This window comes from Paraburkholderia dinghuensis (assembly GCF_003837865.1).
Classification (GTDB): domain Bacteria; phylum Pseudomonadota; class Gammaproteobacteria; order Burkholderiales; family Burkholderiaceae; genus Paraburkholderia; species Paraburkholderia dinghuensis.
Map to the genome: position 1 here is coordinate 142153 of NZ_RQIS01000016.1, position 12065 is coordinate 154217.

The window sequence follows — 12065 nt, forward strand, 5'->3', positions numbered from 1 at the left end:
GTAAAAAAGGCACGCGGACGAAAGTCCGCGTGCCTTTTTCTTTTTCGTAGCGCCGAAGGCCGGGTTTCAGATGCCGAGGCGTTGCAGCACCCTGGGCGCGGCCCAGGCGATGAGCGCGCAGCAGAGCGCGACGACCGCCAGTCCGATGGTGAGATTCGTCACCTGCGTGATGGCGCCGATCACGACCGGGCCGAAGAGCAGGCCGAAATACGCAATGCCCGCGACGTGTGCGAGCCCTTCGGCGGCATGGATGCCCTTCACCCGCGCGGCGGCGGCGAACAGCACCGGCATCATGTTCGCGAGACCGAGGCCCATCAGCGTGAAGCCCGCGAGTGCGGAGAAAGCGAACGGCAGCACGAGCGCGCCGATCATGCCGGCAAACGCGAGCGACGCGCTCGCCATCAGGAGCTGCGGCGCGCCGAAGCGTTTGCGTACGGCATCGCCGGCGAAGCGCGCCGCCGCCATGCCGCCCGAAAACGCAGCATACGCGGCGCTCGCGAGCGCGGGCGTGGATAACACGACGTCGCGCATGTAGACGGTCGCCCAGTCGTACATCGCGCCTTCGGCGATCAGGGCGATGAGCGCGATGCCGCCGAGCGCCCAGAGCGCGGGCGTGCGCCAGCGGTTGCCGGTGCGCGCATGCTCGCCGTGGGTGGGGTGCGGCACGTGCGGAAGCACGGCGGGGCACGAAACGACGAGCACGAGTGCGGCAAGCGCGGACGCGAGCACGAGATGCACCGCCGGCGCCATGCCGCGCGCGAGCAGGGCGCCGCCGATCGCCGCGCCCGCCATGCCGCCGAGACTGAACATGCCGTGCAGCGACGACATGATCGGCCGCTCGAGCGCTTCTTCGACGACGCTGGCTTCGGCGTTCATCGCAACGTCGAGTGTCGCCATGCCGCCACCGAACAGGGCCAGCACGGGAAGCAGCATCCAGAACGACGGCACCACGAGGATCAGCGCACCGCACACCGACATCGTGAGGCCGCCCGCGAGACACGCGCGGCGTGTGCCGACACGTGCGATCCACCCGCCGATCGTCGTCATCGCGGCGATCGATCCGCCCGCGACGGCGAAGAGCGCGCAGGACAGCAGCGCGGGACTCAGGTGGAAGCGATCGCGCACGGTGGGAACGTGCACGCCCCAGGACGCGTACATCATCCCGGCGATGAAGAAGAGTGCCATGGTGGCGAGCCGGGCGCGCTGGCGCGTCGCTTTGGGCAGGGCGCGGTGCGCGGCCCCAGGGGAGCGCATGGCGACGGCCGGGTCGAGGGTAGGGTCGGACACGGGGATTTCCCGGAAGGAGGTAAAAAGAGGAAGGTGTCTGAAAGTAAACGACGATTCTAACGAACGTTGCGACACCTCGCCGCACGCCGACCCGCGCTTCACCAATATCAGGACGCACAGCGCATAGTGTCGGGGTCGCTAATATCACGGCATGACCGAATCCGCCCGGACCGAGGACGCACCTTGAAAATTCCCGCTCACGCTCCGCTTCATCTGCTGCACCAGGTGCCGATCGGCACGCTTGCGACCCACGCGCGCGAGCCGCACGGCTATCCGTATCCAACCGTCATGCCGTTCGCGCCGGATGCCTCTCATCGCCCGGTAATCCTGGTGAGCCGGCTCGCCGAACACACGCGCAATCTTCAGGACGACCCGCGGGCGGGTTTTCTCGTCGCACACGCGCCGGACGGCGATGTGCTCAACGGGCCGCGCGAAACGCTGGTGGGCCGGTTCGCACCGGTCGACGCCGACCGCGAAGAGGCCGTCGCGCACCGCTACCTGCGCTATCACCCGGACGCCGAGCGCTACCTCGCGCTGGGCGACTTCGCGTTCTGGGTGCTGCACGTCGAGCGGCTGCGCTATATCGCCGGGTTCGGCGCGATGGGCTGGCTGAACGGCGCGGACCTCGACACGCTCGATCCGCTGCCCGCAGAGGAGGAAGACACGCTGATTGAGTTTTTCGAGGCCCATCCGGCGCGACGGCCGGGGCTCGAACTGGCGGGCGTCGACCGCTACGGCGCCGACCTGAAGATCGACGGCGTGCGCACGCGCTTCATCTTCGATGCACCGCAGCTCGATCTCCAGGCCTTGCATGCCGTGCTGGCGGACTGTGTGGAGCGCCACCAGGGCTGAATGATTTTTCGGAAGCTGCGCCGGCAGATATCGGGGTCTTGTCGATCGTCGGGCGCAGTTATCCTTGCAGTCGTCCTCGCAGCCATCCCAAAGGTTCTAAAGTTCTCACGCGATGAAATGTTTTTGCGATTCTGCACCATTTAATTTTCATCGTTTGATAATTGTTAAGGCAGAATTAATATGCAAAATGGACCTGCGTAAAAATACTGATTCGTACCCAATGAAAGTCCGCGGATGTCCGGCCCACATCTGAACGATATCGAAAGAGGCTTCTATTAATTTTTAAAGTTTGCGCTATTACGCACATTCAATTCTGTGTTAATCTCGCCTCCACTTTCCGGGGCACAGATCTGTCGTTCGGTATACCGGCACCAGACCGGTAGCCTTAATTGCCTAAACCACAAGGGTACCTATGTCTTCCTACAAGGAACTACTCGCCCAGCGTGAAAAGCTGGAGAAGCAGATTGAAGAGGCGAAGGAGCGTGAATATGCCCAAGTCCTCGACGAAATCAAGCAGAAAATGGCCGATTACGGTATTACGCTGGCCGAACTCGGCGGCAGTCGTGCCGGCGCCAAGAACGCCAAGGTGAGCCGCTCGCGCGCCAGCGTCGCCCCTAAATATCGCGACCCCGACAGCGGCAGCACGTGGTCAGGTCGTGGTAAGCCGCCTCGCTGGATTGCCGGCAAGGATCGCGAAAAGTTTCTGATCCAGAAGTAATTCGCCGCTTAACCCACACGGCGGGCCGCCAAAGCCCTCGATGCAAAAAAGCCGCGCAGTCGTCACGACGCGCGGTTTTTTTTTGCCCGCAATACGATCATACGATCGTCGAACTACGCGAACGAGAATGCGTCGCGTTCTTGTAGACGTATGATTTTAAAGAATTTCATGGTGTTCTCTCGGGGTTGAGCAGGTTGTCCGATTACAATTACGGAAAATCCCTGATTCATCCTTTTTCCCTGTATGACCTCTACCGCCGACACGCAACTCTCGGATAAACAACAGGTTGCGCGCAAAACCACGCTCGTGAGCGTCGCCGTCAATTCGGTGCTCGTCGTCCTGCAAATCGTGGTGGGCGTGTTCGCGCATTCCCAGGCCCTCGTCGCAGACGGTATTCATTCGTTTGCCGATCTCGTTTCCGATTTCGTCGTCCTGCTGGCCAACCGTCATAGCGGCGCCAAGCCGGATGCCGATCACAATTACGGTCACAGCCGTTATGAAACGGTCGCTTCGCTTTTCCTCGGCGCGTTGCTGATTTCGGTCGGCATCGGCATGCTGTGGCGCGCCGGCACGCGTATCGCAAATCTCGGCGACATTCCGCCCGTGCACATGAGTGCGCTCGTCGTCGCGATTTTCGTGCTCTTTTCCAAGGAAGGGCTCTTCCGTTACATGCTGCGTGAGGCTCAGCGCGTACGCTCGCAAATGCTGATCGCCAACGCCTGGCATGCGCGTTCGGATGCGGCATCGTCGCTCGTCGTTGCGATCGGCATTATCGGTTCGCTCGCCGGCGTGCGGCTCCTCGACCCGATCGCGGCGGCGATCGTCGGCTTCATGGTGGCGCGCATGGGCTGGGTGTTCGGCTGGGACGCGCTGCAGGACCTCTCCGACCGCGCACTCGACGAAGCCGCCACCGCCGACCTGCGCGCGCTGCTGCTCGCGACGCCGGGCGTGCTCGACCTCCACGAAATGCGCACGCGCAAGGCCGGCGACCTCGCGCTCGTGGACGCGCACATCCTCGTCGATCCCATGATCTCGGTCTCCGAAGGGCACTACATCGCGGAGGCGGCCCGCTTGCGCTTGCTCACCGATGCGCGCGTGCTCGACGCGCTCATCCACGTCGATCCTGAGGACGACATGCACGTGCGCTCGGTGGCGAATCTACCCGCGCGCCAGGCGCTGATCGGGACGTTGCGCGACGCGTTCGCCAAACATGGCGTACACGTCGAGTCAGTGACGCTGCACTATCTAAGCACGGGGCTCGCGGTGCAGGTGTCGCTCGCGGCCAGCGATGACGTCGCGCGTCTCGCCGGCGTCGACCTCGAAGCGATCAAGCGCTCCGTCGGCGCGAGCCAGATCGACGTGACGCACGTTGTGACCACTCAGGCCGCTTTGGGGCCCGCACACACGTAAATCCCGATCCGAAACGGGCGCACCGCGCGCGCGATTCGGACACCCCGTGCGCCGGCGTTCAGCGCCGCCCTGCCAAGCCGGGACCGCCCCGCTTCAGAGCGGCAATTGGGTATCGAACTTGATCTCGCGAAGCACGACGCTCGTGCGTACCTGCGCGACGGCCGGGATGCGAAAGATGCGCTCGTGCAAGAAGGTGTCGTAGGCCTTGATGTCGGGCGCGACGATTTTGAGGATGTAGTCGGATTCGCCGGTCGTGCTGTAGCACTCGGTGACTTCGGGGCAGGTGGCGATCTCGCGCTCGAACTGCTCGACACCCCCTTCGGTGTGGCGCGTCAGATGGATGTGCGCGAGCGCGCAGACATGCAGGCCGAGCTTTTCCCGATCGAGCAGCGCCGTATAACGCTGGATCACACCCGATTGTTCCATGTCCTTGATACGACGCCAGCATGGCGTGCTGGACAATCCCACCTGATCCGAAATTTCCTGAACCGACCGGCGCGCATCCAGTTGCAGCAGGCGCAGGATCTTTTGCGAGAACGTATCGAGTGTCAACTGCGCCTCCGTTTGCGTCGCCGTATTACCGAATGTTAGAGGGCAGGAGAACGGAACGCAATGGACAGCGCCGTTGATGAGGCGGATTACCTAATTTGACGGTTCGTCGGCGGCGTTTTGACCTGAGGCGTCCCTATCAGCGGCTGTCGCCTCACGTGCGGCCTGGGAAGCGCGCAGATCGGTGAGCATGTTGCAGAAGAGCGCGCCTTGCTCGATGGCGTCATCGAGTGCGACGTGCGTGTGCGGATGGTCGTCGAACCAGTGCTTCGGGAATCGTGGCTTGATGCACTTGCGATACGGCAGGCCCGTCATCGCAAACGCGAGCGTCTTGATATCGAGCGCCGACCACGAAAACGGACAGCGCCCCGCGAAACGCATCATGTACCAGAACATGTACGTGAAATCGAAGCCCGCGGGCATCGCCACGAACACCGGCTTTCCGGGCAACGCCTCGACCCACTCCACGTAAGCCACGAGCGCCGCCGCAGGATCCTGCAGATCCTTGCGGCACGCGGCCCACGCTTCGGGCTGTGTCTCCCACCACGCAGCCTGCACCGGATGCGGCGCCGCTCCTTCAAGCGTCGCCAGATTGGCAGAGAAAGTGGCGATCAGGCGCTTGTCGGCGGTATAGGCCGCCGACGCGAAACTCAGCATCGAATGCGGACCGGGGATCGGGCCGTCCGCCTCGACGTCGGTGCTGACGTAGATTTCCTCGATGGCGACGTTATTCATCATCCGGGTATGCCGTCTGCTACGTAAGGGTTGGAACGGCGCTCTTCGCCGAATGTCGATACCGGGCCGTGGCCTGGGACGAACGTGACGTCGTCGCCGAGCGGCCAGAGCCTCTCGCGGATCGAGCGGATCAGGTCGGCGTGATTGCCGCGCGGAAAATCGGTACGTCCGATCGAGCCCGCGAACAGCACATCACCGACGATCGCCAGCCGATGCTTGCGGCTGAAGAAGACCACGTGGCCCGGCGTGTGGCCGGGGCAGTGATAGACCTCGAGGTCTTCGTCGCCGAAGCGCACGGTGTCGCCGTTGTTGAGCCAGCGGTCCGGCTCAAAGGCCTCGGCGGCGGGAAAGCCAAAGCGCGTGCTCTGCTGCGGCAGCATGTCGATCCAGAAACGCTCGTCTTCGTGCGGACCTTCGATCGGCACGCCGTACTTCGCGGCAAGCGTCTTCGCGCCGGCGCAGTGATCGACGTGGCCATGAGTCAGCAGCACCTTTTCGAGCTGTACCTCCTGACGCGCGAGCTCGGCCTCGATGCGATCGAGATCGCCGCCTGGATCGACGACGGCCGCGCGGCGCGTTGCTTCGCAGACGAGCAGCGAACAGTTTTGCTGGAAGGGTGTGACGGGAATCAGCGTGACTTTCATGCGCCTGGATGAATCGCGAGGAACGGACGGCCGCGAGAGACGGGCCGCAGCCAAAGCTCCGATTGTACCGGCGCGCACGAGGGACCGCCGAGGGTTGCCTCCAATCTCCGGGAACGCCCGCCAGACAAGGCTTGGCGTCCGGCGTTGTTACATTTGTAGTTAAAATTACGTAAATTCTCAGGGTTGCGCGGGTGACAGCCATTCTTTTTGAGTATAATGCGGCCCATCACGAACGTTTTTCGTGCTTTCAACGGGCGATGTGACCCGCTTAACAGGGTCTCGATACATCGCTGTCATGTAGTGCCATTGCCGGATGACCGCCTCTGTGCGGACTGAAGCGATGGCAAATCAGGTGCCGATCCGATCGGCACCGCACGTCTTACCCAGCCAGGCGCCGCGCGCCTGCAACGGCCTTGCTGCCGTGACGCTGGGTGGGGCCTACGCCGCCGTTCCTGTGCGCCGTGTGTCACCGGCGCGCCAGAACGTGGATGCCATGTTCGATGGCGGCGTGTGGGGTCTGGTCCGGTTGCCGGGGAGCGGCTGCACCAGACGTGAAAGATAACTAGCGGTTGGTGGCCCAAAAGGGGTCGCATCTTGGTGCCGGCTCAAACTCGTCTTTTGCGAGAGGAGTACTGCCGCACCTGCAGCCGCCGAAGCCTTTCCGCCGTGTGCAACATCGCCGCGTGAGGCTTCGACATGTGATGGCAAGCTTATGAAACTCAGACTACCTCGAAGATGCGGGAGTCTCGCAGCCGTTGTCGTGCTGGCCGGTTGCGCCATGCCGCCGAGTTCGCAGAACCAGGCTGACGACACCGCACTTCGGACCGGCGACGCGCAGTACGGGTTCTTCGCTCCGCAGGCGTTTGACACGGCGCTCGCGGCCCTGCCCGCGTCAGGCACCGGTAGCGACAAGTCGCTCGCCGACGCTCAGCCGATCGGCGGTGGCCCGGACATTTCGACGTACCACCAGTCCGGCCGCGCGTCGTGGTATGGCCGTGCTTTCCACGGCCACAGGACCGCGAGCGGCGAGCGCTTCAACATGCAGGCCCTGACCGCAGCGCACCGCACATTGCCGCTCGGTTCGTACGTGCGCGTGACGGTGCCTCTCACCCATAAGTCGATCGTCGTGAAGATCAACGACCGTGGGCCGTTTGCACGCGGTCGCGTGATCGACCTTTCGTATGCCGCCGCCAGGAAACTCGGTCTGCAGCACGCAGGCGTCGCGAGCGTGAAAATCGAAGGCCTTTCGACCCAGGAAGGACGCGTCGAGATCTCGGAACAACTCGCCGCGAACACGGACAGCGCACGCTGATCGTCGTGCCGGATTCGAGAAGGGCCGCCGCTGGCGGCCCTTCGTCATTTCAGTCGTCCTCTTTTTCCTCGCCCTTCAGTTCGAGCGCGCGCGCATAGAGCGCGTTGCGCGACGCACCGGTCAGCGCTGCCGCGAGTTTCGCGGCGCTTTTCACCGGCACCTCCTGCAGGAGCACGCGCAACAGCGCGTCGTGATCCTCGCCCGACGCCGCCGCGACCTGCGCGCCCTCGACGACCAGCACGAACTCTCCGCGTTGACGATTCGCGTCCTCCGCGAGCCACGCTGGCGCTTCGGCCAGGGTGCATCGATGCAGCGCCTCATGTAGCTTCGTTAACTCGCGGGCGATCAACAGACGCCGCCCCGGACCGAATGCGTCCGCGAGCGCCTGCACGGTTTCCACGATGCGATGCGGCGCCTCGTAGAACACCATCGCGTGCTCGTGTGCGACGAGCGACTGCAATGCGGTAGCGCGCTGCTTCGGCTTCGGCGGAAGGAAGCCGAGGAACGTGAAAGTCGCCACCCAGTCGCCGGCTGCGCTCAAGGCGGTCGCGAGCGCACTCGCGCCGGGTAACGGCACGACCTGGAAACCGGCTTCGCGCACCGCATCGACGAGCTTCGCTCCCGGGTCGGAAATGCCGGGCGTGCCCGCGTCGGACACGCAGGCCACGCGTTCGCCCGCACGCAGAAAGTCGATGACGCGCTGCGCTGCCTCACGCTCGTTGTGCTCGTGCACGGCGATGAGCGGCTTCGAAAGCCCAAAGCGCGTGAGCAGCTGGCCCGTGTTGCGCGTGTCCTCGGCGGCGATGCGATCGACGAGACCGAGGACGTGTAGCGCGCGCAAGGTGATGTCGGCGAGATTGCCGATGGGCGTCGCCACGACGTACAGCGTGGCGACCGGATACTGCTGGGCTTGTGCGAGTTCGAGGAGGGACGTCATGACACGGAACGCGCGAACGCAAGAAAAGAGGTCGACATTGTGCCACGCGAGGGTTTGCGAAGCGGCGGGCGAGGGTGGTTGCGATGAAGCGGAACCTGCGGCCTGCACACTTCGCTCGAGCGGGGATCCACACGGCCGGTCGACGCGGGACGACAACAGGCCGGCGCACAACTCGAAACCTTCAGGCGCGGTGACTCCCACGGGCACACCCTCTCGCTCGGAAAAATTCACGCGTACCGACAACTTTCCCGCGCGTCGCGAGTCGAACGCCGAACCGCGCGCCGCTGGCGCCCGTTTCGAAGCGCACGCGCTCGCATTTCTGCGACGTCAACGGCTCGTCCTGGTCGCGCGCAACGTGAATTACCGTGGCGGCGAACTCGACCTCGTGATGCGCGAGCGCGATGGCACGCTGGTCTTCGTTGAAGTGCGCGCGCGCAAGTGGCGCGGTTACGGCGGCGCCGCGGCGAGCGTCGGGTGGCACAAGCAGCAACGCGTCGTGCGTGCTGCCCGGCAATTCCTTGCCGCAGGTGCTGCGGGCGAAGGCGCATGCGAACGCGGGCGTGCCATACCGCCGTGCCGATTTGACGTCATAGCGTTCGAGAGCGGCCGCCTCGAATGGCTGCGCGACGCGTTTCGCGCCGACGACCGATGAATACGCGGAGAACGCTCGCGAGTGCGCTAAACTTGCGTCAATCCGCATACATGCAGGCGTTTTCTTTCGCGCTGCAGGCACTACAACATAGGCAGTAGTAGATAGAGAGTCGATGTCCGTCGAACGTATTCAACAGCATTTCCGTGACAGCGCAGCCGTCATGCTCGCGGCCACGGAAACCCTCGCGGTGCCGATTGCGGCCGCCGTCGATACGATGTTCGCCGCACTCGCGAACAGCAACAAGATTCTGGCTTGCGGTAACGGTGGATCGGCCGCAGACGCCCAGCATTTCGCAGCCGAGCTGATCGGGCGGTTCGAGCGCGAACGCCCCGGTCTTCCGGCGCTCGCTCTTACCACCGACGCCTCGGTGCTCACCGCCGTCGCTAACGACTACGCGTTCGAGCAGGTGTTCGCGAAGCAAGTGCGCGCGCTTGGGCAGCCGGGCGACGTGCTACTCGCGATCACGACATCGGGCAATTCCGCTAACGTGCTTGCGGCGATCGAAGAGGCGCACGAGCGCGAAATGATCGTGATTGCGCTGACCGGTAAGGGCGGCGGCCACGTCAACGAAGCGCTCGCCGACACCGATATCCACCTGTGCGTGCCGTCCGACCGGACCGCGCGCATTCAGGAAGTGCACGTTCTGGCTATCCATTGCCTGTGCGACGGCATCGACGCGATGCTGCTGGGCGAAGACTGACACCGACGGACGAAGGAGAGTGACGTTGAAGAGCAGATATGGCATTCATGGCGCGGTGGCGCGAACGGCCCTGACGATCGGATTCGCGGCCGCACTCTCGGCGAGCCTGCAGGGCTGCTTTGTTGCGCTGGCGGGCGCGGCCGGCGGATCGGCGCTGGTGGCGACCGACCGGCGCACGGTGGGCTCGCAGACCGAAGACCGAGAGATTCAGGTGAAGGCGCTTTCGGATCTCACCAAAAACCTGCCGGACACGTCGCATATCAACGTGGCGGTGTTTAACCAGCGCGTGCTGCTGACCGGCGAAGTGCCGGATGAAGGCTCGAAGCAGAAAGCTGAGGCGTTGACGCGGGCTATCGCGAATGTTGGCTCGGTGGTGAACGAACTGGCGGTGTTGCCAGCGAGTTCGTTCTCCTCGCGGGCCAACGATTCGTATCTCGAAGGGCGCGTGAAGGGTGAGTTGGTCGCGTATAAGGATATTTCTGCGAACAACTTCAAGGTGGTTAGCGAGCGTGGGATCGTCTATCTGATGGGGCTCGTTACGCCGGACGAGGGCAGCATTGCCGCCGATGCTACTAGCAAGGTGACGGGTGTTCAGAAGGTCGTGAAGGTTTATCAGTACATCCAGCCTGGGCAGAAGGCGGTTCCGGCTGTGGCGGCGACGAGTGCGCCGACGCCGGTCAATGCCGATGAGGAACCGACGGTGGGGGCCGTGCCGGATGCTTCGGTGAGTTCGCGGCCTATTAATTGATTCGCAGCCGGCAGAGTCTGTTGGCGTTTCGTCGTCCGGGCAGTCGGGTAGTGGGAAGGGTGTGTGATGCGGGGTTTCGTGAGGTTGGTTTTCGCGGTGGTTGGCGCGGCGATGATTCTGGTTTCGCCTGGCGTTTTTGCTGCTGCGGATGGGTTGAGCGTTGCCCGTGCCAATGCTTGCATGGGGTGCCATGCGGTGGATCGCAAGCTCGTCGGGCCTTCGTTTCAGCAGATCGCGGCGCGGTATAAGAGCGACGCTGGGGCTCAGGGGAAGCTTGAGAAAAAGGTCCGCGATGGTGGGGCGGGGGCTTGGGGGGCGATTCCTATGCCCTCGCATCCTGCTATGAGTGCTGGCGATATACGTACTGTCGTGGGTTGGGTGCTTGCGGGGGCGCCTTCGAAGTAGTTTGCTTTTTTGCTTTTGGGTAATTTGGGCGGGTGGTTGGGCGGGTTTTAGCTGTGCTAGAATCTTGGCTCGTTGGGGCGGTAGCTCAGCTGGGAGAGCGTCGCGTTCGCAATGCGAAGGTCGGGAGTTCGATCCTCCTCCGCTCCACCAAGAATTTATCCGATGAAATCCGGATAACTCCGCAAACCCCGCAGCCAGCAAGGCTCGCGGGGTTTTTTATCGCCTATAATGCTCCGGTATGATCCACTCAAATCCGGTCACAGGCTGGGGTACTTCTCGGGGTATCCACCCTGCTGGCTAGGGCGATACCCCCATGGCTCTTACCGACACCGCTATCCGGAGCGCCAAACCGTGCGAGAGGCCTCAGAAGCTGTTCGACAGCGGCGGCCTCTTTCTGTATGTCACGCCTGCTGGCGGCAAGCTGTGGCGCCTCAAGTACCGGTTTGGCGGCAAGGAAAAACTGCTGGCGCTGGGCGCCTACCCTGCCGTGAGCCTGAAGGACGCAAGGGGGCGGCGGGACGATGCCCGCAAGGAACTGGCGAAAGGTGTTGATCCGAGCGCAGTCCGAAAAGCTGAAAAAGCCTCGAACCAGGGGCACGCAGCCAATTCGTTCGAGGTCATTGCCCGTGAATGGTTCGCGAAATTCGCGCCCACGTGGGCTGACAGCCACTCCAGCAAGATCATCCAGCGACTGGAAAACGATGTCTTCCCCTGGCTGGGTGGACGGCCGGTTGCCGAGATCACGGCCCCCGAACTGCTGACGGTCCTGCGCCGGATCGAGGACCGGGGGGGCGCTCGACACTGCCCTTCGGGCCAAGCAGAACTGTGGGCAGATCTTCCGGTACGCCGTCGCAACGGGACGCGCCGAGCGTGATCCGTCGGGCGACCTGCGGGGTGCGCTCGCGCCGGTCACGCACCAAAACTTTGCCGCCCTCACGGATCCGAAGGATGTCGCCGAACTGCTGCGGGCGATTGAGGCATTCAGGGGCACTTTCATCGTCAAATGCGCCCTGCAGCTGGCGCCCATGGGTAATACCCCCGTTTTCCACGGTCGGCAGAAGTAGAAACTAAGCGGCCATGGCCAGCCGCTGCTTCGGGGTAAAGCCGCCCAATGCC

At 63.5% G+C, this 12065-nt stretch carries 13 protein-coding genes, 1 tRNA gene and 1 pseudogene; 10 read left to right on the top strand and 5 right to left on the bottom strand.

Going from position 1 to position 12065, the window contains the following annotated elements:
• Nucleotides 1-66: 66 nt before the first annotated feature.
• Nucleotides 67-1254 (bottom strand): MFS transporter, encoded by a 1188-nt coding sequence (locus tag D1Y85_RS20785; protein ID WP_124152980.1) that lies wholly within the window; start codon nt 1252-1254, stop codon nt 67-69.
• Nucleotides 1255-1470: 216 nt separating this feature from the next.
• Here D1Y85_RS20785 and D1Y85_RS20790 point away from each other — a divergent pair, with 216 nt between their 5' ends.
• The 3 genes from D1Y85_RS20790 to D1Y85_RS20800 all read left to right on the top strand — a co-directional run bounded on the left by D1Y85_RS20790 (nt 1471) and on the right by D1Y85_RS20800 (nt 4267).
• Nucleotides 1471-2139, top strand: coding sequence for a HugZ family pyridoxamine 5'-phosphate oxidase (locus D1Y85_RS20790; RefSeq protein ID WP_124152964.1), 669 nt, complete (start codon nt 1471-1473; stop codon nt 2137-2139).
• A 412-nt stretch (nt 2140-2551) separates the two neighbouring features.
• Complete coding sequence (locus D1Y85_RS20795; protein ID WP_124152965.1) at nt 2552-2857, top strand: H-NS histone family protein; 306 nt, start codon at nt 2552-2554, stop codon at nt 2855-2857.
• Nucleotides 2858-3100: 243 nt separating this feature from the next.
• Nucleotides 3101-4267: a cation diffusion facilitator family transporter gene (locus D1Y85_RS20800; protein ID WP_124152966.1), complete on the top strand. Its 1167-nt coding sequence runs from the start codon at nt 3101-3103 to the stop codon at nt 4265-4267.
• Between the two features lie 93 nt (nt 4268-4360).
• Here the strand turns inward: D1Y85_RS20800 and D1Y85_RS20805 are convergent, their stop codons facing one another.
• The 3 genes from D1Y85_RS20805 to D1Y85_RS20815 form a co-directional block, all read right to left on the bottom strand.
• Entirely contained in the window at nt 4361-4819 is a 459-nt protein-coding gene (locus D1Y85_RS20805; RefSeq protein ID WP_124152967.1) for an Lrp/AsnC family transcriptional regulator, read from the bottom strand.
• A gap of 90 nt (nt 4820-4909) precedes the next feature.
• The gene (locus D1Y85_RS20810; RefSeq protein ID WP_124152981.1) at nt 4910-5551 is read right to left on the bottom strand and encodes a 3'-5' exonuclease family protein; all 642 of its coding nucleotides are present in this window, start codon (nt 5549-5551) and stop codon (nt 4910-4912) included.
• Nucleotides 5551-6195 carry an MBL fold metallo-hydrolase gene (locus D1Y85_RS20815; protein ID WP_124152968.1) on the bottom strand — a complete coding sequence of 215 codons (645 nt, stop codon included), beginning with the start codon at nt 6193-6195 and terminating at the stop codon, nt 5551-5553. The genes D1Y85_RS20810 and D1Y85_RS20815 overlap by 1 nt, the downstream gene beginning before the upstream one ends.
• A 712-nt stretch (nt 6196-6907) precedes the next feature.
• Between D1Y85_RS20815 and D1Y85_RS20820 the strand changes: the two genes are divergently transcribed.
• Entirely contained in the window at nt 6908-7507 is a 600-nt protein-coding gene (locus tag D1Y85_RS20820; protein ID WP_124152969.1) for a septal ring lytic transglycosylase RlpA family protein, read from the top strand.
• 49 nt (nt 7508-7556) lie between these two features.
• On the opposite strand, the gene rsmI is transcribed toward D1Y85_RS20820, so the two are convergent.
• Nucleotides 7557-8444, bottom strand: a complete 888-nt coding sequence (gene rsmI, locus D1Y85_RS20825; RefSeq protein WP_124152970.1) for a 16S rRNA (cytidine(1402)-2'-O)-methyltransferase — start codon at nt 8442-8444, stop codon at nt 7557-7559.
• A gap of 190 nt (nt 8445-8634) precedes the next feature.
• Between rsmI and D1Y85_RS20830 the strand changes: the two genes are divergently transcribed.
• From D1Y85_RS20830 to D1Y85_RS20855, 6 genes and pseudogenes are all read left to right on the top strand, one after another.
• Nucleotides 8635-9096, top strand: a complete 462-nt coding sequence (locus D1Y85_RS20830; protein ID WP_246025000.1) for a YraN family protein — start codon at nt 8635-8637, stop codon at nt 9094-9096.
• 112 nt (nt 9097-9208) lie between these two features.
• A complete protein-coding gene (locus tag D1Y85_RS20835) occupies nt 9209-9796 on the top strand; it encodes a phosphoheptose isomerase (RefSeq protein WP_124152972.1) in 588 nt (195 codons plus the stop codon).
• 25 nt (nt 9797-9821) lie between these two features.
• Complete coding sequence (locus tag D1Y85_RS20840) at nt 9822-10544, top strand: BON domain-containing protein (RefSeq protein WP_246025001.1); 723 nt, start codon at nt 9822-9824, stop codon at nt 10542-10544.
• Between the two features lie 66 nt (nt 10545-10610).
• The gene (locus D1Y85_RS20845; RefSeq protein ID WP_124152983.1) at nt 10611-10949 is read left to right on the top strand and encodes a c-type cytochrome; all 339 of its coding nucleotides are present in this window, start codon (nt 10611-10613) and stop codon (nt 10947-10949) included.
• Nucleotides 10950-11023: 74 nt separating this feature from the next.
• Nucleotides 11024-11099, top strand: a tRNA-Ala gene (locus D1Y85_RS20850).
• 163 nt (nt 11100-11262) lie between these two features.
• Nucleotides 11263-11977: pseudogene (locus D1Y85_RS20855) on the top strand (tyrosine-type recombinase/integrase); the annotation flags it as partial.
• Between the last annotated feature and the right edge of the window lie 88 nt (nt 11978-12065).

Coding starts and splice junctions, on each gene's coding strand:
- D1Y85_RS20785 (WP_124152980.1), bottom strand. CDS start 1,254: ATGCGCTCCCCTGGGGCCGCGCACCGCGCCCTGCCCAAAGCGACGCGC.
- D1Y85_RS20795 (WP_124152965.1), top strand. CDS start 2,552: ATGTCTTCCTACAAGGAACTACTCGCCCAGCGTGAAAAGCTGGAGAAG.
- D1Y85_RS20800 (WP_124152966.1), top strand. CDS start 3,101: ATGACCTCTACCGCCGACACGCAACTCTCGGATAAACAACAGGTTGCG.
- D1Y85_RS20810 (WP_124152981.1), bottom strand. CDS start 5,551: ATGAATAACGTCGCCATCGAGGAAATCTACGTCAGCACCGACGTCGAG.
- D1Y85_RS20815 (WP_124152968.1), bottom strand. CDS start 6,195: ATGAAAGTCACGCTGATTCCCGTCACACCCTTCCAGCAAAACTGTTCG.
- D1Y85_RS20820 (WP_124152969.1), top strand. CDS start 6,908: ATGAAACTCAGACTACCTCGAAGATGCGGGAGTCTCGCAGCCGTTGTC.
- rsmI (WP_124152970.1), bottom strand. CDS start 8,444: ATGACGTCCCTCCTCGAACTCGCACAAGCCCAGCAGTATCCGGTCGCC.
- D1Y85_RS20835 (WP_124152972.1), top strand. CDS start 9,209: ATGTCCGTCGAACGTATTCAACAGCATTTCCGTGACAGCGCAGCCGTC.
- D1Y85_RS20845 (WP_124152983.1), top strand. CDS start 10,611: ATGCGGGGTTTCGTGAGGTTGGTTTTCGCGGTGGTTGGCGCGGCGATG.